Raw genomic sequence first — 25300 nt, 5'->3', positions numbered from 1 at the left:
GTCTTCGGTGACGACCCCGACCGCCTCAACCAGACCATCCACACCCAGGCCGCACTGTTCGCCGTAGAAGTCGCCCTCTACCGGCTCACGGCCTCCTGGGGCATCACACCCGACATCATCGGCGGACACTCCATCGGCGAGATCACAGCCGCACACATAGCAGGCGTGCTCTCGCTGGAAGACGCGGCAACACTCGTCACCACCCGCGGACGCCTGATGCAAGCACTGCCCGAAGGCGGCACCATGATCGCCGTCGCCGCCCCCGAACACCACATCCCCCCATCGCCCGGCGTGGACATCGCAGCGGTCAACAGCCCCACCTCCACCGTCCTCTCCGGCGACGAAGAACCCGTACTCAAAGCAGCACAAGAACTCGCCGCACAAGGCATACGCACCCGACGCCTCACCGTCTCCCACGCCTTCCACTCCGCCCGCATGGAACCCATGCTGACCGAGTTCCAACACGTACTGGAAAGCCTGACCTTCCACACCCCCACCCTCCCCCTCCTCTCCAACATCACCGGACAACTCGCCGACCCCGAGACCCTGTGCACCCCCGCCTACTGGGTCCGCCACGCACGCACAGCCGTACGCTTCGCCGACGGCATCCAAGCCCTCGCCGACCACGGCGTCACCACCTACCTCGAACTCGGCCCCGACAGCACCCTCACCGCCATGGCCCGCGAGAACCTGGACCACGACAGCGACACCACCCTCATCCCCGCACTGCGCCGCGACGCCGACGAAACCCGCACCCTCACCTCCGCCCTCGCCCAACTCCACATCGCCGGCATCCCCGTCGACCTCGGCGTCCTCCACGGCACCACCGCCCGTCCCCCGCTCATGCCCGAGCTGCCGACCTACGCCTTCCAGCGCGCGCACTACTGGCTGACCGGCGAGGACGGCCCCGGTGCCGCCGGTGATGTGTCGGCCGCCGGGATGGACGGCCTCGGGCATCCGCTGCTGGGCGCGGTGGTCGAAGTACCGGAGTCGGGTGAGGTGCTGTTCACCTCGCGCCTGTCGCTCGCCACGCACCCGTGGCTGGCCGACCACGTCGCGGCCGGGGCGGTACTGCTGCCCGGTGCGGCCTTCGTGGAGCTGGCGTTGCGCGCCGGTGACGAGGTCGGCTGCGGTGCCGTCGAGGAACTGGTGATGGAGGCTCCCCTGGTCCTCGCGGAGGGCGCCGCCGCGCAGGTGCGCGTCGGCGTCGCGGCTGACGACGGTACCGGCCGGCGCGCCGTGCGCGTCCACTCCCGCGCCGAGGACGCCGGGCTGGGAACGCCGTGGACGCGGCACGCCTCCGGCACGCTGCGTCCTGCGGACGACACGGACACGGTCGCGGCCACGGCCACGTCGATGGCCGGCCTGACGGTCTGGCCGCCGGCCGGCGCGGTGGCCGTGGACCCGGCGGACGTCGAGGGGCTGTACGACGGTCTGGAGCAGGCCGGGTACCGGTACGGGCCCGTGTTCCAGGGGCTGCGGGCGGCCTGGCGCGGTGACGGCGCCGTGTACGCGGAAGTGGCCCTCGCGGACGAGCACCGTGACCTGGCGGCGGCGTTCGGACTGCACCCCGCGCTGCTCGACGCCGCCATGCACGCCCTGGCCTTCCACGAGCGTGACGAGTCCGAGCCGCAGCTGGTACTGCCCTTCGCCTACCGTGACGTGACGCTGCACGCGTCCGGTGCCTCGGCGTTGCGGGTCCGGGTGACCCTGAGCGGCACGCACACCATGGCCCTCGAACTGGCCGACGGTGCCGGTGCCCCGATCGCGTCGCTCGGGTCGGTGGTGTCCCGGCCGGTCGACCCCGGGCAGCTCACCGGGACGGCGGCCACGGCGGACCGGATGTTCCGCGTCGCCTGGGAGGAGGTGCCGGCACGGGGCGAGTCCCGGGTCCTCCGTCCGGTGCCGGTGGCCGACGCCGGTGACGTGCACCGGCTGTCCGCCGCGCCCGAGACACCGGACACACTGCTGCTGGACCTCCGCGGTGCGGCAGCCGATGTGCGGGAGACGGCCGATGTGCGGGAGGTGACCGGACGGGCGTTGCGGGTGGCGCGGGCGTGGCTGGCCGAGCCGTCGCTGCTGTCCAGTCGGCTGGTCGTGGTGACGCGGGGCGCCGTCGCCGTCCGGGAGGACGAGCCGGCCGACCCGGCAACGGCCGCGGTGTGGGGCCTGATGGCCTCCGCGCAGGCGGAGAACCCGGGGCGGGTCGTTCTCCTCGACGCCGACACGGATACCGACACCGGCTGGGGCACCGGAGCGCTCGCTCAGCTCCCTGCCGCCGACGAGCCGCAGTTGGCCCTGCGTGACGGTCGGTGGTTCACCCGGCGGCTCGTCCGAGCGACGGCGGGTGATGGGCCGGACGTCGGCCTGGGACACGGCACCGTCCTCGTCACCGGCGGTACCGGTGCCCTCGGCGCGGTCGTGGCCCGGCACCTGGTGGCGGTGCACGGGGTGCGGAGTCTGGTGCTGGCCGGGCGGCGCGGGGAGCAGGCCCCCGGTGCCGCCGGACTCGCGGCGGAACTGGCGGCGGCGGGAGCCCGGGTACGCATCGCGTCGTGCGATGTCGCGGACCGGGACGCCGTGGCGGCGCTGCTGGGCGAGGTGCCCGCCGACGCACCGCTGACCGCCGTGGTGCACGCGGCGGGTGTGCTGGACGACGGGGTGCTGACCGCCCTGACGCCGGAGCGGCTCGACACGGTGCTGCGGGCCAAGGCCGACGGTGCGCGCCACCTGGACGAGCTGACCCGGGACTCCGGACTCGCCGCGTTCGTCCTGTTCTCCTCCGCCGCCGGTGTCCTGGGCAACCCGGGGCAGGGCAATTACGCCGCCGCCAACGCCTACCTGGACGCGCTCGCGCACCGGCGCCGCGCCGCGGGCCTGCCCGCCGTGTCGCTGGCGTGGGGCATGTGGGAACAGGCCGCCGGTACCGGTATGACCGGGCGGCTCGCTGCCACCGAGCGGCCCGAACGGCACCGGACGGCACGGGGCGGCGTCGCCGCACTGGCACCCGCCGAGGGCATGCGGCTCTTCGACGCCGCGCTGCGCACCGGCCTGCCCGTGGTGGTGCCGATGAAACTGGACCTCGCCGCCCTGCGCGCCCAGGCCGCCGCCGGACCCGTCGCCCCGCCGATGCGGACCCTGGTGCCCCCGGCACGACGGGCGCCGGCGGTCGCCGAGGAGGAGCCGGTGTCCGCGCGGCTGGCCGGTCTGGACGCGGAGGAACGGGAGGGCGTACTGCTCGACCTGGTGCTGCGGGAGGCCGGGCAGGTCCTCGGGTACACGGCGGCCACGGCGGCCACCGCCCTCGACCCGGACGTGGTGTTCACCGAGATCGGCCTGGACTCCCTGACGGCGGTGGAACTCCGCGACCGCCTGGCCCGGCACACGGCGCTGCGGCTGCCGCCCAGCTTCGTCTTCGACCACCCGACCCTGCGGATGCTGGCCCGGCAGTTGCGGGACGGACTGAGCGGTCCGAACCCGGACATGGACGCGAACTCATGACACACGTCATGCGGGCGAGAAGCGAACGAGAAAGGGATCGCACATGTTCAGCACCGACGCCTACCTGGCGCGGCTGGGATTCGACCGGCCACCCGCGCCCACCCTGGAGAACCTGCGGCGGCTGCACCGCAGTCACCTCACGTCCGTCCCCTACGACACCGCGCACACCCACCGGCTGAGCGCGGTGAACATGGCGGACATCGACGTCGACAAGGCCTTCGAGGCCATCGTGCCGACCGGCGCCGGCGGCATGTGCCTGGAGCTGAACACCCTGTTCGCCCGGCTCCTGCGCGAACTGGGCTACGACCTGGACGTGCTCAGCGGCGGCACCTACCTGCCCGGTGACACCTTCGCGCCCGACCCGGAGCACATGCTGATGCTCGTCCGGATCGACGGCGAGGAGTGGCTGGCCGACGTCGGACACGCCGGGCTCTGCTTCACCGAGCCGCTGCGTCTGGTGGAGGACGAGCCGCAGTGGCAGTACGGCTGCGCGTTCCGGGTGGTGCGCCGGGACGGGTTCCTCGTGCTCCAGGCCAGGACGCTGGGACACGACTGGCGCACCACCTACCGTTTCACCACCGCGCCCCGGACCTACGACGCCTGGGAGGGCGTCGGCGGCGGCAACGGGCCGGCCATCCTCGCCTCGATGCGCCGGCGCCGGCGTGCCACCGAGCGGGGACAGGTGTTCCTCACCAGCAACATGTTCACGACCGTCGAGGACGGCCACGAGAAGGTCTCCGTCCTCGTCGACCCCGCACAGCGTGCCGAGGTGATCGCCACCTACTGGGAAGGCCGCGACTGACCCGTCCGGTGCCGTCGCCCCCCCCCGCCCCGCCTCCGTCCCCGTTCCCGGCCGACCGCCGGCAGAGGAAAGTGATGCGCCCATGAAGTTCGGCCTGTTGTACGGTGCCCAGCTGCCCCGTCCCTGGACCGAGGACTCCGAACACCGGCTCTTCCACGACATGCTGGCGGAGATAGAACTGGCCGACCGGCTGGGCTTCGACCATGTGTGGTGTCCCGAACACCACTTCCTGGAGGAGTACTCGCACATGTCCGGGCCGGAGGTGTTCCTCGGCGCGGTCAGCCAGCGCACCAGCCGTATCCGGATCGGGCACGCCGTCGCCCTGATGCCGCCGGGTTTCAACCCGACGGCGCGGATCGCCGAGCGGATCGCCACGCTGGACCTGCTGTCCGGGGGACGCGTGGAGTTCGGCACCGGCGAGTCCACCACCCCCACCGAGCTGGAGGGGTTCGGTGTGGAGCGTGCCGTCAAGCGGGACCAGTGGGCGGAGGCGGTGGACGCCGTGGCCCGCATGTTCGTGGAGGAGCCGTTCGCCGGGTACGAGGGCAAGTACGTCTCGGCGCCGGTCCGCAACGTGCTGCCCAAGACCCGGCAGAAGCCGCACCCGCCGATGTGGATGGCCTGCGGCAACCGGGATGCCATCCGGCTCGCCGCCGCCAAGGGGCTCGGCGCGCTCAACTTCTCCTTCTTCGGCCCGGCCGAGACCAAGAAGTGGGTCGACGCCTATTACGAGGGCATCGAGTCCGCGGACTGCGTGCCCGCCGGGTTCGCGGTCAACGCGCAGGTCGCCGCGACCATCCCGATGTTCTGCCACCAGGACGAGGCGACAGCCGTGGAACGCGGCGCCGACGGCGTGCAGTTCTTCAACTTCGGACTCGGTTTCTACGCCGGTTTCGGCGCCGCCGCCCCCGGCCGGACCCGGCTGTGGGAGACGTTCCAGCGCGACCGCGACCGTTACGGCATGGGCCGTGCCGCCTTCGGCAAGCCCGGTATGCCGCTGGGCAACCCGGCGCGCGGCGCGGTGGGCACCCCGGAGCAGATCCGGCGGTTCCTGCGGCAGCACGAGGAGGCCGGCCTCGACCAGGCGATCTTCCTGGTGCAGGGCGGCGGGACCCGGCACGAGCACGTCTGCGAGTCGCTGGAGCTGTTCGCCCGCGAGGTGATGCCCGAGTTCCAGGAGCGGCACGAGCGGGCCGAGCAGGCGAAGGCCGCCCGGCTGCGGCCCGCCCTCGACGCCGCCCTGGCCCGGCGTGAACCGCCCCGCACGGCCGATCCCGCCTACGTCATCCCCGCCCGCAGCCCCAACCCGGCCCCCTGACCCGCTCACCGACCCGCTCACCGACCCGCTTACTCATGAGGAGATCGCGTAACGCCATGGCTCAGACACCGGAAGAAGAGATGCGCATCCTCGACCCGCAGAGCGTCGCCGAGGAGCTGCGCAAGCACGGCCCGCCGCGGCGGATCGAGATGCACGGCACCGCCGCCTGGCTCGTGTCCCGGTTCGACGAGGTACGTGAGTGCCTCGCGCACCCCAGGATGAGCCCGGCCGCCGCCTACGCCGCCGCACAGGGGCAGACCACCCCGGTGAGCGGGCTGTTCGAGGACACGCTGATGGGCACCAACCCGCCCGAGCACACCCGGCTGCGCCGGCTGCTGGGCACGGCGTTCACCGCGCGCCGGGTGGAGGCCCTGCGGCCGCGCGTGCGGGAGATCACCGACAGTCTGCTGGACGCCGTCGCCGCCGACGGCCGGGCGGACCTGGTCTCCGCGCTGGCCGTCCCGCTGCCCATGCAGGTGATCTGCGAGCTGCTCGGCGTGCCCATCGCCGACCGCACCGAGTTCCACCAGTGGGCCGACCTGATGCTGCTGCCGCCCTTCGACCCGGAGGCCGCCGCCCGCTCCGCGGACGCCTCCGCGAAACTGTGGTCGTACGTGGAGAACCTGGCCGAGGAGCGGCGCGAGGACCCCAGGGACGACCTGATCAGCGCGCTGATGTCGGCGCACGAGGACGACCGGCTCAGCCACCGCGAGGTGGTCTCCACCGCCCGCATGATGCTGATCGCCGGCTACGAACTGACCGGCAGCTTCATCAGCAACGCCGTCTTCTCTCTGCTGACCCGGCCGGACCAGCTCGACCTGCTGCGCGCGGACCCCGAGCTGGCCGGCCGGAACCTGGACGAGCTGCTGCGGCACGCCGGGCCCGGCGTCCTCGTCGTGCGCTTCGCCAACGAGGACGTCGAGATCGGCGGCGTCACGATAGCCGCGGGCGAGCAGGTGCTGCTGGACATGGACGCCGCCCACTCCGACCCCGCGCACGTCACCGACGGGGAGCGGTTGGACCTCACGCGGGGCAACGTGATGCACCTCCAGTTCGGCCAGGGCGTGCACTACTGCATCGGCGCGCCGCTGGCCCGTGTGGAGGCGCAGACCGCGCTGGAGAGCCTGTTCCGGCGCTTCCCCGACCTGCGTCTGGCCGTACCGGCCGCCGAGGTCGGCGCCAAGCCCAACCCGTTCATCCGCTCCCTGACGTCCCTGCCGGTGGAGTTCGCTCCCCGGTGAGCACAGGCGACGGCGGTGCGCAGGGCTGCCCGTCCCGGCCTCCCTCCGCACCGCCGTCGACGCATCCGGGGTGTCAGGCGCCCGGGGTGCCGGACGCCCTGAGTGCCGACGCCCTGAGTGCCGACGCCCTGAGTGTCAGGACACCGGCACCGCCGGGCACAGCGCCAGGAGTTCCGCCGGGTGACGCAGGACGACATCGGGGTCCGCGGCGAGCAGCGTCGCCTCCTCCGTCTCCCCCCACAGCGCGGCCACCGCGGTGACACCCGCGCCGCGGGCGCTGGCGAGGTCGGTGACGGCGTCACCGACCATCACCGTCCGCCCGGGGTCGGCGCCCAGCAGGTCCATCGCCTTGAGCACGATGTCGGGCGCCGGCTTGGGCCGCGCCACCTCGTCCGAGCCGAGGACGGCCTCGAACCGGTCGCGGATGCCGATCGTGTCCAGCAGCGAACGGGCCCGCGGACCGCTCTTGCCGGTGGCCACGGCCAGCCGTACCCCCCGGCGGCGCAGCTCCCCCAGCAGCTCCGGCACGCCGTCGAACACCTCCACCAGGTGGGCGAGCCGGTAGCTCTCGCGGACAAAGGGTTCCTCCATCTCCAGCGGCAGCCCCATGATGCGCATGATGTCGGGGAAGTAGCGGCCCAGGTGCCGGTTGTACTCCTCGAACGGCGGCTCGCCCGGGCCGACGACCTCCGCGTAGGCGAGGGTGAACGCCTCGCGCATCACCGCGAAGCTGTCGACGAGGACACCGTCGAGGTCGAAGACCACCGAGGTGACGCCGGAAGGGGATGGAACGGAAGGAACGGAAGGGACGGAAGGAACGGACTGGCTGTTCATCGGGGACTCCCGTGGAACGTGGTCACGGCGCACCCCGGTGCGGTCACACCGGGGCTGATTCCCGGACCTCCTGGACGGTGCGGGCCGAGGTGTAGACCCGCTCGATGGCGCCGATGGTGCGGCGCGCCTCGTCGATCGCCCGGCCCCGTGCGGCCGGGTCGTGCAACAGGCCGGGCAGCAGGGCGAGCTGCCGGTCGTACTCGGCGCCGACGCGTTCCGTGGGCACGGCGAGCTGGCGCGTGGTGCCGTCGGCGGTGCGGGTCAGCACGGACTCCCCGAGGCGGTTGGGGCTGAAACCGAAGGTGCAGCGCAGGGTCGCGCTGCCCGCGCTGCCGTCGACGGTGACGCGGGTGGTGTCCACCGCCTCGTGCGAGGCCCAGCTCGCGTGCAGGACGACGGACCGGCCGTCGTCGGTGACGAGGAAGCCGCGCGCGGTGTCCTCGACGTCGGTGCCGCCGCCCCCGGCCGCGTCGCCGTCGCCTTCGGCATCGTTGTCGTCGTCGCGCCAGGCGGCCCGGGAGGATGCCTGGGTGATGAAGTCGGCGGAGACGGTGCCGATGGCGTGCCGGAAGGCGGCGGTGCCCAGCAGCGGTACGGCGATGTCGAGGAGGTGCCAGCCGAGGTCGACCAGCGCCCCGCCGCCCGCGAGCGACCGCTGGGTGAACCAGCCGCCCCGGTCGGGCACCCCGCGCGCCCGTACCCAGGCCAGTTCGATGTGCCGGACCTCGCCCAGGCGTTCGGCGGCCCGGTACAGACCGCGTACGTCGGCGCGGTGGCGGGCCGCGCTGCCGGCCAGCAGTACCGTGCCGCCCGCGCGTTCGGCGGCGGCGAGCCGTTCCGCCTCCTCGGAGGTCAGGCAGACCGGCTTCTCCAGGAACACCGGGATGCCCTTGGTGAGCAGTTCGCAGGCGACGGCGCAGTGCAGGTGGTTGGGGACCGCGACGATCGCGAGGTCCACCTCTGCGGGATCGAGGTCGGCGACGGCCGCCAGCACCGACAGCCCGGTCGCGTCCGCCCCCTGGGAGCCGGCGACGGCGGCCCGGCCGCGCTCGTCGGGGTCGACGGCGGCGGTCACGGTGAAGGCGGGGCTGCGCAGCAGCCGGGGCAGCCAGACCGAGCGGGCGACCCAGCCCAGGCCGATCACGGCGGTGCGGACGGGCGGCAGGGCCGGGGACGAGGGCGGGGCGCTCATGCGCTCGCGAGTACGTCGGCGATGACTGCGGCGACCTCGTGCATCTGCTCCTCGCTGCCCAGCAGCGTACGGTGGTGCAGCCACACGGAGTCCCGGGTGAGGGCCTCGGAGTGCGGGCAGCGGCGGGCCAGTTCCTCCACGGTCAGCTCCGGCGCCGCGACCTCCCAGAAGGCGTCGGTACGGTAGACCGCGCGGAACCCGACGAACGCGGGCAGCCCCCGCTCGATGAGGGTGTCCACGACCCGTGCGCGCCGCTCCTCGGTGATGCCCGGCACCCGGAACATCGCCATGTAGTGCGGATTGCGGTCACCGCGCTCGTCGAGGGCCTGCGGGACGACGCCGGGGATCTCGGCCAGCAGCCGGCTCAGCACCGGCCAGCGTGCCTCGCGTGTGTCGATCTGTGCGTCGAGCCGGGCGAGCTGGGCGCGCAGCACCGACGCGGAGAACTCGTTGAGGCGGAAGTTGGAACCGGACGTACGGTGGAAGTAGCCGCGGTCGGTGCGCGGCCGGCCGCAGCTGTGCCGCACGAAGCCCTTCTCGTACCCTTCCGCGTCGGGGAAGAGCACCGCGCCGCCCTCGCCGGCGGTCATCAGCTTGCCGTTCTGGAAGCTGAACGCCGCGACCGAGCCCAGCTCCCCGACCCGCTGGCCGCGCCACCGCGCGCCCTGCGCGTGGGCCGCGTCCTGGACCAGTGGTACGCCCGAGTCGGCGGACAGCTTGCCCAGCGCGTCCATGTCGCACATCTGGCCCGCCATGTGCACCGGCATGATGGCCGCGGTCCGCGGTCCGATCGCGGCCTCGACCGCCGCCGGGTCGACGCAGTACGTACCCGGGTCGACGTCGACCGGCACGGCCACCGCGCCCAGCCGCTGCGCGGCCTGCGAGGAGGAGATGAAGGTGAACGCCGGGACGATGACCTCCGAGCCGGCGCCGACGCCGAGCACTTCGAGGGCGAGTTCCAGCGCGTGTGTGCCGTTGGTGACGGCCAGGGCGTGCGGACTGCCGTGGGCGGCGGCGAACTCGGCCTCGAAGGCGTCCACCTCGCCGCCGCCGATCCGCCACCACTGGCCCTGTTCCAGCGCCCGTATCAGTCCCTCGCGTTCCGCGTCGTCGTACTGCGGCCAGCCGGGCAGCTCGGATTCCAGACGCACACCCTTGCTCATGTTTCCCCACTTCCCTCGACGCGATATGCAGAGGCGATCGCTTTAAGACGCTAACCGGCCGACGACAGCCGCGTCATTCCCCCTCAACACCCCCCTAGAAGCCCCTAAAAACGGCTCCCGGGTATGCGGCGGGCATTCGGCGGGGTGTGCGCCGCGAGGCCCGTGCTATAGATGGAAGTCCGTGACGAACCGGGTGAGGTGCGCTGTGAGCAGGCTGTTGTTGGTGAACGGGCCGAATCTCGGAATACTCGGAACCCGCCAGCCCGAGATATACGGAACCGATACCTTGCAGGACATCGAACGCTGGGTGGGAGCAGAGGTCGCGGAGCGCGGCTGGAAAGTGGACTCCTATCAGTTCGACGGTGAGGCGGAGATCATCCGCACTATTCAGGGGAACTACGACACCGTCGGCGCCATCATCAATCCGGCCGCCCTGATGATGGCCGGCTGGGGTCTGCGTGACGCCCTGGCGAACTATCCGCGGCCGTGGATCGAAGTGCACCTGTCGAATGTGTGGGCCCGTGAGCAGTTCCGCCACGAGTCGGTGACCGGGCCGCTGGCGTCCGGCGTCGTCTTCGGGCTCGGCGCGCTGGGGTACCGGCTCGCCGCCCGCGCCCTGCTCGAGAAGGTGCCGGCCTGACCGCCGGAGCCGCCGGCCGGCTGGGCATCGACATCGGCGGCACGAAGGTGGCGTTGCGCGTCGAGCACGACGACGGTGGCGTGACGGAGTCGTCCTTCCGGTGGGCCGGCCGGGCCTCCCGTCCCGAGGACGATCTCGGCCTGCTGGCCCGGCACGTCGGGGAGTTGTGCGCGGGGCGCCCGCACGGGCTGCGCGGCGTCGGGGTCGCCCTGCCGGCCACGCTCGACGCCGCCGGCACGGTCACCGTCTGGCCGGGCCGCCCCGCCTGGGCCGGGTTCGGTCTGGGCGCCGCCCTGTCCGCGCTCTTCGGTGCCGCCGAGGTGGCGTGCGCCGACGACGGTGACCTGGCCGCCCTCGCCGAGGCGGACGCGGCCGGCTGCGCGGACCTCCTCTACCTCGGCGTCGGCACCGGTGTCGGTGGCGGTCTGGTGCTGGCCGGGCGCCCCGTTCCCGGCGTGGGGCGTGGTTCCTGCGAGGTCGGCCACCTCGTCGTCGACCGCGACGGACCGCTGTGCGACTGCGGACGGCGCGGCTGTGTGCAGGCGGCGGCCTCGGGCCCGGCGACTCTGCGCCGCGCGGCCCGGCACCGGGGAGCGGAGGTGCCGTTCACCGCTTTCCGGCAGGCCGTGTCCGACGGCGAGCCGTGGGCCGTGGCCGCGTTGCGGGAGAGCTGCGCCGCGCTCGCCGCGGCCGTGGCCGGCGTCTGCGAACTGACGCGCCCGGCGCTGGTCCTCGTCGGCGGCGGCTTCGCCGCGACCGTGCCGGACCTCGTGCCGATGGTGGCCGAGCGGACCGCGGCCCTGCAACGCCCCGGGCACCCACTGCCCCCGGTACGTCCCGCGCTGCTGGGCGGGCTGTCCTCCCTGCACGGCGCGGTGCTGCTGGCCCGGGGCCTGCCGACGGGGTAGTTCAGTCAGGTGTCCGGTCCATCCCGGCCAGTGTCGAGACGACGGTCTCCTCGGGCACCCCGGACACCAGCCCGGGGCCGTCCGGGCCGTCCAGGACGAAGGTCAGCCCGTGCGTCGCCTTCTTGTCCAGCCGCATCACCTCGATCAGGCGCCGCGCGTCGACCCCGGCCGGCAGCGCGGTCCGCAGGCCGTAACTCCGCACCACCTCCAGGTGCTCGGCCGCCCGTGCCGCGTCGATCCGGCCGAGGGCCAGCGCGAGACGGCCCGCGAACACCGTGCCGACCGCCACGCCCTCGCCGTGCTTCAGCGCGAAGTCGGTCACGATCTCCAAGGCGTGTCCCAGTGTGTGGCCGTAGTTGAGGATGTGCCGGCGCCCCGAGTCCCGTTCGTCGGCGGCGACCACCGACGCCTTGAGTGCCACGCTCGCCGCGATCTGCTCCGGCAGCGGCAGCCCGCGCAGGTCGCCGGCGCCGATGAAGTGACAGCGGGCTATCTCCCCGTATCCGTTGAGCGTCTCCCGCTCGGGCAGCGTGCGCAGATAGTCGGTGTCGCACAGCACGGCGGCCGGCTGCCAGTAGGCGCCCAGCAGGTTCTTGCCCTCGGGGAGGTTGACGGCCGTCTTGCCGCCCACGCTGGCGTCCACCTGGGCGAGCAGTGACGTCGGCAGGTGCACCACGGGCACCCCCCGGTGGTACAGCGCGGCGGCCAGTCCCACGACGTCGGTGGTGGTGCCACCGCCGCAGGAGACGACCGCGTCGGAGCGGGTCAGCCCGAACCTCACGAAGGCACGGCCCAGTTCCTCCACGGTCGCCAGTGTCTTGTCCGCCTCGCCGTCCCGGGCCCGCAGCACCACCGACGGCACCCCCGGGTCCGGCAGCCACTCCTCGGGCCGCGCGGACACCATCGCCACCCGCCGCGCACCGAGCCCGGCGAGGATGGCGGCCAACGAGTGCCGGACGCCCGGCCCGATGTCGACGGGGTAGGAGCGCTCGCCGAGTTCGACCATGACACGGGTGTGCGGCTGAGCCGACGCCGTCATGCGCTGCCCGTCCTTCCTCGTACGATGCCCGGCCGCCCACCGGCACCGGTCCCGGTACCATGCCTACCCGGACGCGCGCGGCGGTCAACCGCCTTCCGCCCGGCGCGTGTCCGGCCGGTGGACAGCCGGACGACAGCTCCGGCTGACGCCCTTCCGACCGGGCGGCCGCCGGCATCGCGAGCGATCCGAACAGCACGTGCCCCGCGGCCCTACCCCACGACAGATCACGCACCGCGACCCCCGGTAGGGAACGTCAGCATGACCAGCGCCTCGCACCACCCCGCAGCAGGACTGGCCCGGGGCACCGTCGTGGCGGCCGCCGGATCGGCCCGGCCCGCCGACCACACCCGACGCCGATGGCTACGCACCGACGCGACCTGGCCCTGCGCCCAAGCCTTCACCACCTGCTGGCAGCGGCGGCTCACCGTCCCGGCCGTCACCTGACGGCCGGGCACCGCCCCGACAAGGACCAGGAAAGGAGAAAACCGGCAGCACTCCGGGCCCGTGGAGCCCGGCGCGCCCGCGGCGTCACGCGACGACCCACCGCGGACTGCCCGAGGACGGAACGGGCGAACTGCTGAGCAGGTCAGCCACCCGATCCCGCTGACGAATCGAGGACAAACCCGCGCAGCGGCCGACGGTGTCGTACCCGCCCTCCTCGACCTGCTTCCCCAGACCGCTACGGAAACGGATCGTGTACGGGTACGGGCACCGCGTCGGCCTGGTACAGCCGCGGCGGTCACCAGGTCAGCATGCCAGGACGCTTGCGCGCCCAATGCCGACCACTGCGTCCGGTGGCGTCAGTTGTCGTACCGCTTGAGGTAGAGCCGCTTGCCGTACTCCTGGCCCAGCCACAGACGGCGGTCCTCCCCGAAGTCGGCGAGGTCGGGGTTGTCGAAGGTGTGCGGGTGGTCGGTGTCGCCGTTGACATTGACGACGACGCGGTCCAGGCACCATGCGGGGTCGGGGCCCACGGGCTCGAACCTCACGTAGACGGGGTAGCGGTCGAGGTCGTCGGTGTCCAGTTGCGGCCTGCGCGGGTCGTTGTAGGCGGGGTTCCGGACGTTGGCGTCCTCGCCGAGCACGAAGGTCCAGTTGTCACCGGTCCGGGTGCCGCCGGCGGTCCCGCCGGCGTCGAGTACGAACTCTCGGCCGGCGATGCCCAGATAGACCCACCCCTGTGTGCCCCCGTGCGGTACGTCAGCGGTACGCACATGCGCCTCGATTCTCGTGATCCTCGCCATGGGATGCCCTCCTTTCTCCCGCCGGGTTTCCCGGCGGGCGACCTCCGGACCTTTTCGGGATTGATTCCCTGGCACGCCGAGGCGAATCCACGCCGACCATGATGATTTTCCCGTTGTCGAGATGCCGGAATACTTGTCCGTCACCGCCGAGACCGTTGCCATTTGCGGCGTGTGACGCCGAGGGCAGGGGTGAGATTATATCCATTTGAGCAGCCGGCCATGATGTGATCGTGCGCCCACAACCGCCTGGCCAGGCCAGTGCGCCCCTCGTGAACGCACGGCGTACGACGGCGCGCGAATCCGGCTAAAAAGAGCGCTTCGCTCGATTGAATGAAATAGATATGGGGAGCGTTTTCGGCCGACTCCACCGGCCAGGATGAGGGAAGCCGGAAAGCTGTCCCATTTCCCCTCCCCTCACCTCCCGGAAAGGGCACATCGCATGTCCCGTCGCCATTCCCGTACGTCATTCAGTCACGCGCTGCGCAATATCGTGCGCGCCACGGAGGATCTCGTGGACGACGCCCTGGACAGAGCAGGGGACTTCGAGTGCGGCCTGCGGAGTTCGGTCAGCCGGGCACTGGACGACGATGACGATCGTGACCGTGGCCGCCGTGGCCACGACGACCGCCACGGCCACGACGACCGCCGCGACCGTCATGACCGCGGTGACCGCGGTGACCGCGGTGACCGCCATGACCGCCATGACCGCCATGACCGCCATGACCGCCACTGCGACGACTACGACGGCTGTGACGACGACCACGACGATGACGGCCGCGACGATGACGACCACGACCGGGGCGGGCGCCGCGGCCGTCGGCGCCGGCGCGGTGACGGCCGCCGGCCCGGTGACGGATCGCGGCACCGGCTGCGCCCGGACGAGGGAGAGCCCTACGCGTCCGGCCCCCGGCGGGAACCGCGGATCCGGCCGGACGACGACCACCCCGACGACGACCCGGACGAACTGACGGCGTTGAGGGACCAACTGGAACTGCTCCGGGGGCGGATGGACCGGCGCTGGGGCGAGGGGGACGACCATCCCGGGGGCCGGAGCAGGGTACCGAGGGCACGCGGGGCGGAGGACGCGGAAGCCCTGAGGGACGAGGTGGCACGCCTGGCCGACCGTATCGACCGTATCCGCGATGCGCGCTGACCCCCCGCTCGCCCGCCCGCGCCGGTCCGGACCCGGACGGGGCGGGGCCGGACCGGGGAACGCGGACCGCCCGGCACGGGAGCGCGGCAGGTGAGTGCCGGCCGGGGACGCGTGCTGATGCGCGTGCTCGCCCACCTGGTCCGGCAGGAAGCCATGCCCGTCGGCCGGGCGGAGGAGGGGGCCGTACGCCGGGCCCGCAACGTCCGCCGCGCGCTGGAGAGCCTCGGTCCCTTCTATGTGAAGGTCGGCCAGATGCTGGCGACCCGGCCCGACATCGTGACCCCGCAGATGATCGACGAGTTCGAGAAGCTGCAGGACGGGGCATCGCCCGCCCCGTTCGGCGACTTCGAGCCGGTGCTCCGCAGGGAGCTGGGGCCGGGGTGGGCCCGGCGGTTCCGCGACTTCGACACCGAGCGCCCCCTGGGCACCGCGTCCCTGGCCCAGGTGTACCGGGCGGAACTGCCCGGCGGACGGCCGGTCGCGGTGAAGATCCAGCGTCCCGGTGTGCGCGAGACGGTCGAGGCCGACATGAAGCTCATGGGCTCCCTGTCCCGTTTCGCCTCCCGGCGGACCTGGCGTTTCAACGAGGTCATCGACGTCGAGGCCATGCTCAACGTGGTCTTCGACGCGATGCGGCCCGAACTCGACTTCGTGATGGAAGCTCGGAACATGACCGAGGCGGCCAAAGCGGCGGAGGACTTCGACTACGTGGCGGTGCCCGAGGTCGTCGAGGCCACCGGACGGGTCCTGGTGCAGGGTCTCGCCCCCGGGACGCCGATCCGGGAGGCCGACAAGGACCGGTTCGACGCCGAGGAGCGCAGGGCCATCGGTCAGGACCTGCTCGCCTTCATGTACCGGGGCTACTTCGTCGACCGCATCTTCCACGCGGACCCGCACCCGGGGAACATCTTCGTGGAACCCGGACACCCGGCCACCCGGCCACCATGATCGACTGGGGCATGGTCGGGCGCATCGACCGCCCCATGAGCACCAGCATCCTGCTGCTCCTCCTCAACCTGGCGATGAACGACGGGGCCGGGACGGCCCGGGCCTGGGTCGACATGGGGAGTGCCACCTCGTGGGCGAACACGGCGGCGTTCGCCGGTGACATGGCCTCGCTGGTACCGCAGATCGCCACGGCCTCCCTGGAGGAGCTGAACTTCGGGGTGACCCTCACCGCCGTGCTGCAGCACTCCACCCGCCGGGGCATCCGCACCAGCCCCATGGTCTCCATCCTGGGCAAGTCCTTCGCCAACATCGAGGGGTCCATCCGGCACCTGTGCCCGGAGCTCTCCCTGATCGACGTCTTCTCCCAGGAACTGGTCGGCATCGTCACCGACCTGGTCAAGGAGTCGCTCTCCCCGCAACAGGCGGTCCGTACGGCCCTGGAAGTGATCACGGCCGGTGCCTCCGCCCCCCAGCAACTGCGGGGGATCACCAAGGACCTGTCCAACCAGGACCTGACCATGCGCATGAACCTCAACGGCTCCCGCTCGTCCACCCGTTCCTCCGGCCTGCGCAAAGGCGCGGCGGAGGTGTCCCTCGCGCTCGCCACCACGATGCTCTGGAACCACTACGCGAAGGACCGGTGACCAGCGTGTCACCGCTCCCCGCCTGCCGGCCTGTCCGCAGGGAGGAAGCCCACCCCCATGAGTACCGACCTCGCCCCCGCTCTCGACCTCGACGCCCTGCGCGACCGTATCGACACCGTCCTGGCGCAGAGCCTGCGCCGCCCGCCCGCCTCGGTCCCCTCCCAGCGGGGCCGGGCCGGCGAACTGACCCGGGCTCTGACCGATTTCGTCCTCGCGCCCGGCAAACGCATCCGTCCCCTGCTGTGCGTCCTCGGCTGGCACGCCGCCGGCGGCGACGGAGACGGCGAGGAGACCCTGTGGCGCACGGCGGCGAGCCTGGAAGTCTTCCACGCCTTCGCCCTGATCCACGACGACCTCATCGACGGCAGCCCCACACGCCGGGGCCGCCCCAGCGTTCACCGGGACTTCGCCGCCCGTCACCGGTCCAGGCCGGACGCCGACACGTTCGGCACCAACGCCGCCCTCCTCCTCGGCGACCTGGCCCTGGCCTGCTCCAACGCCTTCGTCAACACCGCCGGGCTGAGCGCCCGGCAGCGCGACACCGTGCTGCCGTTGCTGGACGCGATGCGCGGCGAGGTGCTCCTGGGCCAGTACATGGACCTGATGGCGACCGGACGGCCCACCGAAGACGTGGAGGAGGCGCTGACCATCGCCCGCCTGAAGACCGCCAAGTACACCGTGGAACGGCCCCTGCAGCTGGGAGCCGCCCTCGCCGGTGCCGACCGGGACCTGCTCTCCCTGTGCTCCGCCTACGCGCTCCCCCTCGGGGAGGCGTTCCAGCTGCGGGACGACCTCCTCGGAGTCTTCGGCGACCCCGCCGTGACCGGTAAACCCGTCTTCGAGGACCTCCGTTCGGGCAAGCCCACCGTGCTCATGGCCCTCGCCACCCGGCGCGCCACGCCGGAGCAGCGCGGGACGCTCGACGCGCTGGTCGGCCGGGCGGACCTCGGTGAGGACGATGCCGCACGCGTCCGGCACATCCTCCAGCACACCGGCGCCCGCGCCAGCGTCGAGGACATGATCACCGAACGGTACGCGCAGGCGCTGCGCGTCCTGGACGACGGTCCGCTCGCGCCCCGGATCGCCGCCGCGCTGCGGCAGATCGCGGCTCGGGTCACCGTCCGCGCCGCCTGACCGCGTCCGCCGTACGGCACCGCGGCCGTCGCCGCGGCGAAAGGAGAACCGGTGGCCGGTACCGCCGTCGACACCCCGCCCTTCTACTGTCCCCTCGCATCCGCCGTCCATCCCGAGGCCGAGGAAGCCGAGCGACGCGCCCTGGCCTGGCTCGCCCGGAGCGGTCTGTGCCGCGGCGACACCGACCTCGCCCGGTACGCCGGCAGCCGCAGCGCCGACTTCTACGCCCGGTTCGCCCCGGACGCCGACCTGGACCGGCTGTGGCCGGCCGCCCTGTGGGTCTACTGGGGGTTCGCCTTCGACGACGCCCGCTGCGACGAAGGCCCCTACGCCGCCGACCCCGCCGCCTTCGCCACCATGGCCTTCTCGGTGCAGCGCGCCCTGGAGGTACCCGGCCGGCTGGACTGCGCCGACCCGTACGCCGCCGTCCTGCACGAGATCGGGGAACTGTTCCGCGCGGTCGCCGGGCCCGTCCAGAACCGCCGTTTCGAGCACGCCCACCGCGCCTGGCTCACCGGTGTCCAGTGGCAGATCGGCAACCGGGCCACCGGCCGCATGCCCGACCTCGACGAGTACCTCGCCATGCGACTGCACTCGGCCGGCGGTGAACCCACCTACGCGATGCTGGAGATCGCCAACGGCCTCGACGTACCCGACCGCGAGATGGACTCACCCGCCGTGCGCGCCCTGACCGAGATGGCCATCCTGGTCGCGGCCCTCGACAACGACCGCCACTCCCACGCCAGGGAGGCCACGCGCCACCAGACCGAACAGAACATCGTCAACGTCCTCAGGGTCCAGCACCGTTACTCGCTCCACCAGGCGGTCGACGAGGCCATCGCCCTGCGCGACGCCGTGCTGGAGCGGTTCCTCGCCCTGCGCGACCAGGTCACCCCTCGCGCCGGCACGTCCCTGCGCCACTACCTCACCGACCTCGGGCACGGCATCCGCGGCAACATCGAATGGGCACTGCGCGTACCGCGCTACCTCGCTCCGGACGGCGTCACCCCCGCCGCCCGGGCCCGTGTCCCCGCCCAGGCAGCCGTCGGCCGCTGGACCGACGCGCCCCGCCCCGGCCGCCAGGACCCCAGGCAGTTGCCGTCCATCGCATGGTGGTGGAACGACCTCGTCTTCTGACGGACTCGGGCACCCGAACTTCACCAGTCCCTTGGCGCTGTCACGGCAGGGGTTTGTCCGCGAACACCCACCGGTTGCCCGCCAGGGCGTCGTTCGGCTCGGGCAGCGGGCCGCGTCCGTGCCGGCGGGTGAAGTCGAACGGGGTGTGGACCGATGTGGACCAGCCCTTGCTCACCAGGTCGCCTGCGGAGTCGGGCCGCGGTTCCCTGCAGAACAGGTCGAGGAGGTCGATGCCGATCTGCCGGGTCGTCGAGGTGTAGAGCGGGCTGTCACGGTGTTCCAGCAAGTCCTTGTCGAGCTTGACCTCGAACGCCAGGGCGCTCCCTGCCGTGCTCAACCGGTCCACCCTGCCGATGAGGTGCGTCTCGGCGACGGCCGGCAGGTAGAACAGCAGCCCTTCGGCCAGCCAGACACCCGGTGCGGTCGGGTCGAAGCCGGCGTCGGTCAGTGCTCCGGCCCAGTCCTCACGGAGATCGATCGGAATGGGTACGCGCGCTGCCTTCGGGGTGGCCGACAGTCCGTCGAGCACCTGGTGCTTGAACGCCAGCACTCCTTCCCTGTCGATCTCGAAGACCACGCACCCGGGCGGCCAGTCGAGCCGGAAGGCCCGCGCGTCCAGCCCCGCTCCCAGCAGCACCACTTGGCGGGCGTCACCCGTGTGCACCGACCGGAGGAGGAAGTCGTCGAGGACCCTGGTCCGCAGACCGAAGTAGCGCGCGAAGCGTCCCCACAGGGGGTTCGCGTCCCCGTCCGGGACCTGGTGCGGGTGGACCGGCCAGTCGGCGGACGCGGCGGCGCGCACGAAGTGCTCCGCGTAGACGTCCCGGGCGAGGGTGCCGTGGCGGTGGGTCTCGATCGCCCGTGCCGCGGCGACCATGAGCGCGGTCACCCCTACGCCTCCTTCCACGCCTTCCGCACCGGTGTTGTGACGCGTTGTGCCGTCCACGTTTCCTCCGTCGGTGAAGCGGGACCATGAACAGCGAGGGATGCCGCTGGGGCGTTGAACGCCTTCTCATCATTGAGGGCGGCCCGTGACCACCGGTAGGGCGTGCGGAGACCGGACAGGGCGCTGCCGCTCTCCCGTGCGCCGTGCACGCCGGTTCGCGATGAACTTCACTGCGGACAAAGGGAGTTCGATGCGCGGCGTGCGGGTTCATGCCGGATCGGCGCCATGTTCGCTCTTTTTGTCGACAAGCCCGCTCTCCCGGGGACACCGGATTCCGCAGCCCGCATAGTGACTGCGCGACGGCTCACCCCGTTCCGTCTCCTGGCCCGACGAAAGGCAAGAGTCCATGCGCAGTGAAGCGGTCAACCGTGTGAAGCTCGTCTTCACCCTGTTCGACGCCGACGGCAACGGCGTCCTGGAATCCGACGACTTCGAACTGATGAGCAACCGGGTTGCCGCGGCCGCGCCCGGGGCCGACGAGACCCGTCAGCAGGCCATGCGCGCCGGCTTCACCCGCTACTGGAACACGCTGGTCGGCGAACTCGACGCCGATCGCGACGGCCGGATCACCTACGACGAGTTCCAGGCGTGCGTCCTGTCGCCGGAGCGCTTCAGCGGGGCGGTCGACGAGTTCGCGGCCGGCTTCGCACGCCTCGGTGACCTGGACGGCAGCGGGACCGTCACCCGGCCGGTGTTCACCGGCATGCTCAGGGGAGTCGGCTTCGAACTGCCGAACATCCAGGCCCTTTTCGAGGCCCTCGGGCCCGATGACGCCGACCGGGTCCGGGTGGATGCCTGGGAAGCCGAGATCAAGAACTTCTACGCCCCTGACAAGGGCGGCGTCCCCGCAGACCTGCTGGCACCGTCTCCGGCAGCCTGATCCACCCCGGCCCGGCGGCTCGCTCCGCAAGGGGCGGGCCGCCGGGCTCCGCACGACGGGTGAGGGTGACCAGCGCCTGTTCGCCCCCACGCTGTCCTGGCTCCGGGACCACTGGGCGAACCGGGGCGCGTTATGAAGAAGCCTGCCCGCGCGCCCCGAGCAGTCCCCGCCCCGTCCAGTCCCCGCGCCGCCCGGGCCGTTCCTCATTCCCTGCCGACGACGACCACTTCGTCCTCGGCCGTCCAGCGGCGTCGCTCGTCCTTGGGCGGATTGATCCGCACGCCGTAGCCGGGGCTCGTCGACGCGTCGTCGTGGCTCCGGTAGCCGATGGCGCACTCGCCACGGTGGCGGGCCGCGGCGACGACCGTGGCGAAGGGCGTCTCGCTGCCCGGCCGTACGTAGTCGGCGGCGGGTCGCAGGCGGATCCCGGCGCCGTCGGCGGAGAACAGCTCCTCGAACACCGCCGCCAAGTGCCGGTTCTGGGAGATCTGGGCCATGAGCAGGCCGATCAGCTTGCCGCTGATGATCACGTCGGCTCCGGGGCCGATGGGGGCCAGCGCCCGGTTCCGGTCGTCGATCAGTTCGGTGACGACCGGCAGTTCGCGCCCGGTGTCCTCCTCCAGCTGACGCAGCAGCAGGAGGGTGACGAGCGTACGGGTGTCGGGGTCGGCCGACGGCTGGCCGGGATCGGGGTCCCGGCCGAGCACGATCACGCTGTCGTAGGAATGGACGTCCAGCCGTCGCAGGGTCTCCGGGCGGGTGACGTCCCCGTGGTGCAGCGTCAGGCGGAGACCGGTACCGCTGTGTGCGTCGGCCTCACCGACCTGGCGGACCGCCGCCTCACCCCGGTCGGCCACCACGTCGACGGCTGATCCGGGCCGGGCGCGGCGGCGCAGCTGGTCGACTATGAGCGGAGCCCGGCGGTTCCAGCCCAGCAGGAGGACCCGCTCCGCTCGCGCGGGCGCCGGAGGGCCGGACGCCATCGCAGCCTGCTCGACCGACTCCGCGCAGTCCTCCAGCCGGACCGTGTCGTCGTCACGGGAGATGACGAGCAGCAGGTCGTCGGGGGCGATGAGCGTCTCGGGCGGCGGACCGAGCAGCGGGGTGCCGCCCCGCACCATGCCGACGACGCTCGACGTCCGGTAGGACAGCAGCGCCTCACCGAACGGGCGGCCGGTCAGCGCCGCCTCCGTGACCAGGTAGAACTCGTCGCCGGCGAAGTCGAGGAGTTCCTGGTGGACGAGGGAGAGCCCGGGGCGGCGGGCGGCCTGGACGATCAGCCGGGCGGTGACGGTGTCGCTCTCCAGGACGACACCGCCCGGGCCGGCGGCGAGCCGGGCGGCCAGGCGGTACCCCTCGTCCCGGACGGCGGCGACGACGGGCGGACGGTGTTCCGCCCCGGCCAGTGCCGCCCTGAGCGCCAGCAGTGTCCTGACCACCTCGGAGTCGGCGTCGGGTTCGTCGTGGGGCAGGACGAGCACGACCCCGGCCGTGGCCGGGCTGGCCAGGGGGAGCACCGACGGGTCGGTGGTGGGACCGCTGCGGCAGATCAGCCGCGTACGGCCGCCCGGGCCCACCCGGGTGGCCAGTGCCTCCTCCATGAGGGTCTTGTCCCGGTCGGCCAGCACCGCCACCGCCGCGCGCCGCTGGTTGGCGTTGGCGGCCACCAGCTCGCCCACCACCGTGAAGACCTGCTCCGACCAGCCCAGGATCACGGCGTGCCCCTGTTCGAGCACGGTGGAGCGGCCCCGCCGCAACGCGGTGAGCCGCTCCGTGAGCGCCGTCGTGATCAGGCCGACGAGCGCCGAGACGTACAGCAGCGTGACCAGCGCGAGCAGCACCGACACCAGCACCCGCGGCGGCGTCCCCGTCGCACCGCCCAGCCGCAGCGTCTCCCCGGTGAGCTGCCAGACCCTCACCAGCCGGTCCGCCAGGGGCGCCGGCGCGTCCGGGTCGGTCCACACCAGCACCGCGCTGGCCGGGACCACGACGGCCAGGCACAGCAACGCCATCCAGCCGACCAGCGCGGCGGCACCGCGGGCCAGCGTGCTGTCGAACCAGTAACGGGCCCTGTCGCCGAACGGAGTACGCCGCTGCGCCACCCTTCCCCCTCCCCTCTCCCGCTCCTCACCCGTGACAGGCAGGCGTCTCACCTGTGACGGGCAGGCATGTCGCAGTGTGGGTGACCGGCCGCCGCGGCAGACGGGGTTCGCCCTGCGTTCATCCCTTCGGGTCCCCGAGCCGTTCGCGCCGGTACCCCCGCCGGGACGTCAAGACCGGTCCCCGCATTAACTCCTTCGGGTAGGCACCGGAGTGAAAGGCGGGTGCCCGGTCATGGCCGTCGGTACAAAGTCCGCCATGACTGAAGATCACGCGGTGACGCGTGCGGATGGCGGTTTCTCCCGCAGGGGTTTCGCGGCGGCGGTCGGCACGGCCACGGTGGCCACGGCCCTGACGCCCGGTGTCGCCACGGCCCTGGCCCCCGGTGTCCCCGCGGCTCCGCCCACGCCGGCCGCCCCGAGCGCCGGCCGCGGCACCGACTCCGCCCGGAGCCTCGCCGTCGCTCGCGCCCTGCTCGTACTCGACTCCGACAACCGCCCCCTGGTACCGCGCTACCAGAACGTCCTCCAGAAGGGCCTGCCGGCCCAGCGCCGGGCCCGCCCCAAGAAAGTCCTGGTCATCGGCGCCGGACCGGCCGGTCTGGTGGCCGCCTGGCTGCTGAAGCGGGCGGGACACCGGGTGACGGTGCTGGAGGCCAACGGCAACCGGGCGGGCGGACGCGTCAAGACCTTCCGCACCGGTGGCCACGAGCGCGCCGAGCAGCCCTTCGCCGACCCCCGCCAGTACGCCGAGGCCGGTGCGATGCGCATCCCGGGCAGCCATCCCCTGGTGATGGAGCTGATCGACCAGTTCGGCCTGAAGAAGCGGCCTTTCCACTACGTCGACGTCGACGGCGAGGGACGTCCCGCCAACCGCACCTGGATCCACGTCAACGGCATCCGTGTGCGGCGCGCCGACTACGCCCGCGCGCCCCGGCGCGTGAACCGGTCGTTCGGGGTGCCCCGGGCCCACTGGGACACGACCGCCGCCGCCATCCTGCGCTCCGCGCTGGACCCGGTGCGCGACGAGTTCAGTTACGTGGACCGGACCGGCAAGCGGGTCGACAAGCCGCTCCCGGAGCGGCTGAAGGGCTGGGCCCGGGTGGTGGAGCGGTTCGGTGACTGGTCGATGTTCCGCTTCCTCACCGAGCACGCCGGCTTCGACGAGCGGACCGTCGACCTGATCGGCACCCTGGAGAACCTCACCTCACGCCTCCCGCTGTCCTTCATCCACAGCTTCATCGGCTCCTCCCTCATCAGCCCCGACACGCCCTTCTACGAGCTGGAGGGCGGCACCGCCGTACTGCCGGACGCCCTGCTGGAACGCGTCCGCGAGGAGGTGCGGTTCGACCGCCGGGTCACGCGCGTCCAGTACCACCACCCCGACCGCTCCTCTGCGGACACCGAGCACGTCGGGGGCAAGGGTCCGCACGTGTGGGTGGACACCGTGTCGGAGGGCCGCGACGGCCCGGTCGTGCGGGAGCAGTTCACCGCGGACGTCGCCGTGGTCACGGTGCCGTTCTCCGGGCTGCGCCACGTGCAGATCACCCCGCCCCTGTCGTACCGCAAGCGCCGGGCGGTCTGCGAACTGCACTACGACTGCGCGACCAAGGTGCTGCTGGAGTTCAGCCGTCGCTGGTGGGAATTCGACGAGGCCGACTGGAAGCGGGAGCTGCGCGCGATCGACCCGGGTCTGTACGACGCCTACCGCACCGGCCGCGCCGCCGCGGACGGCAGCCTGCTGGGGGCCCATCCCTCCGTGCCCGACGGGCACATCACGGAGGGTCAGCGCACGCACTACGCCGCCAACCGCGCGGTCGCCCGTGATCAGCCGGAGGCGGTCGACGTCGTGGGCGGCGGCTCGGTGTCGGACAACGCCAACCGGTTCATGTTCCACCCGTCCCACCCGGTTCCGGGCAGCGCGGGCGGCGTGGTACTGGCCTCCTACAGCTGGGCGGACGACGCGCTGCGCTGGGACTCCCTGGACGACGAGGCACGGTACCCGCACGCCCTGTGCGGCCTCCAGCAGGTCTACGGCCAGCGCGTCGAGGTCTTCTACACCGGCGCGGGCCGCACCCAGAGCTGGCTGCGCGACCCCTACGCCTACGGGGAGGCGTCCGTGCTGCTGCCCGGACAGCACACGGAGCTGCTGCCCGCCATCCCCGTGGCCGAGGGGCCGTTGCACTTCGCCGGGGACCACACGTCCGTCAAGCCGGCCTGGATCGAGGGAGCCGTGGAGTCCGCCGTACGGACCGCCCTGGAGATCCACACCGCGTGAGCCGCGCGGTCGGCGCGGTGCGCCCGGTCACGACGTAGCCGACGGCCCCGGGTGACACCGGGGCCGTCGGTTCTCCCGCACGCGACGGGCATCGGACCGCCGGAGCGGCTCGGCGCCCGTCACGGTCGGGCGGCCTCGAGCGGGAGAGCCGGGGGCCATAGGATCTGAGCGCCAGGGACGGCCGTACCTCGTTCGCCTG

Annotated in this window: 21 protein-coding genes; 13 read left to right on the top strand and 8 right to left on the bottom strand. The window is 72.5% G+C overall.

Annotated features, from left to right (window positions below; genetic code table 11):
- The 4 genes from J7I94_RS10875 to J7I94_RS10860 all read left to right on the top strand — a co-directional run.
- Window positions 1–3501 (top strand): SDR family NAD(P)-dependent oxidoreductase (locus tag J7I94_RS10875; protein WP_215166786.1); only part of this gene is annotated, 3501 nt, incomplete at its 5' end.
- Window positions 3502–3544: 43 nt separating this feature from the next.
- Window positions 3545–4303: an arylamine N-acetyltransferase gene (locus tag J7I94_RS10870; protein WP_215166785.1), complete on the top strand. Its 759-nt coding sequence runs from the start codon at window positions 3545–3547 to the stop codon at window positions 4301–4303.
- A gap of 82 nt (window positions 4304–4385) precedes the next feature.
- Complete coding sequence (locus J7I94_RS10865) at window positions 4386–5621, top strand: LLM class flavin-dependent oxidoreductase (RefSeq protein WP_215166784.1); 1236 nt, start codon at window positions 4386–4388, stop codon at window positions 5619–5621.
- A 56-nt stretch (window positions 5622–5677) separates the two neighbouring features.
- On the top strand, window positions 5678–6862 hold the full coding sequence (locus tag J7I94_RS10860) for a cytochrome P450 (RefSeq protein WP_215166783.1): 1185 nt from the start codon (window positions 5678–5680) through the stop codon (window positions 6860–6862).
- 135 nt (window positions 6863–6997) lie between these two features.
- Here J7I94_RS10860 and J7I94_RS10855 read toward each other — a convergent pair whose 3' ends face one another.
- Genes J7I94_RS10855 through J7I94_RS10845 form a run of 3 tightly spaced genes read right to left on the bottom strand, consistent with a single transcriptional unit; the run spans window position 6998 to window position 10051 of the window.
- Window positions 6998–7696, bottom strand: coding sequence for an HAD-IA family hydrolase (locus tag J7I94_RS10855; RefSeq protein ID WP_215166782.1), 699 nt, complete (start codon window positions 7694–7696; stop codon window positions 6998–7000).
- Between the two features lie 43 nt (window positions 7697–7739).
- Window positions 7740–8888 (bottom strand): Gfo/Idh/MocA family protein, encoded by a 1149-nt coding sequence (locus J7I94_RS10850; protein ID WP_215166781.1) that lies wholly within the window; start codon window positions 8886–8888, stop codon window positions 7740–7742.
- The gene (locus J7I94_RS10845; RefSeq protein WP_215166780.1) at window positions 8885–10051 is read right to left on the bottom strand and encodes a DegT/DnrJ/EryC1/StrS family aminotransferase; all 1167 of its coding nucleotides are present in this window, start codon (window positions 10049–10051) and stop codon (window positions 8885–8887) included. Before J7I94_RS10845 ends, J7I94_RS10850 begins: the two co-directional genes overlap by 4 nt.
- A gap of 205 nt (window positions 10052–10256) precedes the next feature.
- On the opposite strand from J7I94_RS10845, the gene J7I94_RS10840 reads away from it, so the two are divergent.
- Together J7I94_RS10840 and J7I94_RS10835 are read left to right on the top strand one after the other, a co-directional pair.
- The gene (locus J7I94_RS10840) at window positions 10257–10691 is read left to right on the top strand and encodes a type II 3-dehydroquinate dehydratase (protein ID WP_215166779.1); all 435 of its coding nucleotides are present in this window, start codon (window positions 10257–10259) and stop codon (window positions 10689–10691) included.
- Window positions 10688–11599 (top strand): ROK family protein, encoded by a 912-nt coding sequence (locus J7I94_RS10835; protein WP_285442535.1) that lies wholly within the window; start codon window positions 10688–10690, stop codon window positions 11597–11599. The genes J7I94_RS10840 and J7I94_RS10835 overlap by 4 nt, the downstream gene beginning before the upstream one ends.
- Window position 11600: 1 nt before the next feature.
- Here J7I94_RS10835 and J7I94_RS10830 read toward each other — a convergent pair whose 3' ends face one another.
- Window positions 11601–12638, bottom strand: coding sequence for a 3-dehydroquinate synthase (locus J7I94_RS10830; protein WP_215166778.1), 1038 nt, complete (start codon window positions 12636–12638; stop codon window positions 11601–11603).
- A 258-nt stretch (window positions 12639–12896) separates the two neighbouring features.
- Between J7I94_RS10830 and J7I94_RS10825 the strand changes: the two genes are divergently transcribed.
- Window positions 12897–13082, top strand: coding sequence for a hypothetical protein (locus J7I94_RS10825; protein ID WP_215166777.1), 186 nt, complete (start codon window positions 12897–12899; stop codon window positions 13080–13082).
- 356 nt (window positions 13083–13438) lie between these two features.
- Here J7I94_RS10825 and J7I94_RS10820 read toward each other — a convergent pair whose 3' ends face one another.
- Window positions 13439–13882 carry a hypothetical protein gene (locus tag J7I94_RS10820; protein ID WP_251074955.1) on the bottom strand — a complete coding sequence of 148 codons (444 nt, stop codon included), beginning with the start codon at window positions 13880–13882 and terminating at the stop codon, window positions 13439–13441.
- 463 nt (window positions 13883–14345) lie between these two features.
- A complete protein-coding gene (locus tag J7I94_RS10815) occupies window positions 14346–14675 on the bottom strand; it encodes a hypothetical protein (RefSeq protein WP_215166776.1) in 330 nt (109 codons plus the stop codon).
- Between the two features lie 450 nt (window positions 14676–15125).
- On the opposite strand from J7I94_RS10815, the gene J7I94_RS38260 reads away from it, so the two are divergent.
- The 4 genes from J7I94_RS38260 to J7I94_RS10800 are packed head-to-tail and all read left to right on the top strand — an operon-like array spanning window position 15126 to window position 18898.
- Window positions 15126–15983 carry an AarF/ABC1/UbiB kinase family protein gene (locus J7I94_RS38260; protein WP_308114540.1) on the top strand — a complete coding sequence of 286 codons (858 nt, stop codon included), beginning with the start codon at window positions 15126–15128 and terminating at the stop codon, window positions 15981–15983.
- Window positions 15984–16018: 35 nt separating this feature from the next.
- Window positions 16019–16627, top strand: a complete 609-nt coding sequence (locus tag J7I94_RS38255) for a hypothetical protein (protein WP_251074954.1) — start codon at window positions 16019–16021, stop codon at window positions 16625–16627.
- A gap of 57 nt (window positions 16628–16684) precedes the next feature.
- Entirely contained in the window at window positions 16685–17761 is a 1077-nt protein-coding gene (locus J7I94_RS10805) for a polyprenyl synthetase family protein (protein ID WP_215166775.1), read from the top strand.
- 51 nt (window positions 17762–17812) lie between these two features.
- Entirely contained in the window at window positions 17813–18898 is a 1086-nt protein-coding gene (locus tag J7I94_RS10800; RefSeq protein WP_215166774.1) for a terpene synthase family protein, read from the top strand.
- A gap of 40 nt (window positions 18899–18938) precedes the next feature.
- Here J7I94_RS10800 and J7I94_RS10795 read toward each other — a convergent pair whose 3' ends face one another.
- The gene (locus J7I94_RS10795) at window positions 18939–19775 is read right to left on the bottom strand and encodes a class I SAM-dependent methyltransferase (protein WP_215166798.1); all 837 of its coding nucleotides are present in this window, start codon (window positions 19773–19775) and stop codon (window positions 18939–18941) included.
- 415 nt (window positions 19776–20190) lie between these two features.
- On the opposite strand from J7I94_RS10795, the gene J7I94_RS10790 reads away from it, so the two are divergent.
- A complete protein-coding gene (locus J7I94_RS10790) occupies window positions 20191–20724 on the top strand; it encodes an EF-hand domain-containing protein (RefSeq protein ID WP_215166773.1) in 534 nt (177 codons plus the stop codon).
- A gap of 203 nt (window positions 20725–20927) precedes the next feature.
- On the opposite strand, the gene J7I94_RS10785 is transcribed toward J7I94_RS10790, so the two are convergent.
- The gene (locus J7I94_RS10785) at window positions 20928–22826 is read right to left on the bottom strand and encodes an NAD-binding protein (protein WP_215166772.1); all 1899 of its coding nucleotides are present in this window, start codon (window positions 22824–22826) and stop codon (window positions 20928–20930) included.
- 256 nt (window positions 22827–23082) lie between these two features.
- Here J7I94_RS10785 and J7I94_RS10780 point away from each other — a divergent pair, with 256 nt between their 5' ends.
- Window positions 23083–25101, top strand: a complete 2019-nt coding sequence (locus J7I94_RS10780) for an FAD-dependent oxidoreductase (protein ID WP_215166771.1) — start codon at window positions 23083–23085, stop codon at window positions 25099–25101.
- Window positions 25102–25300: the final 199 nt, after the last annotated feature.

Origin of the sequence: Streptomyces sp. ISL-12 (assembly GCF_018614415.1) — a bacterium.
In the GTDB taxonomy this organism is placed as follows: domain Bacteria; phylum Actinomycetota; class Actinomycetes; order Streptomycetales; family Streptomycetaceae; genus Streptomyces.
Note: the sequence above shows the minus strand (reverse complement) of the source record. Positions and strands in the feature narration are given on the sequence as shown.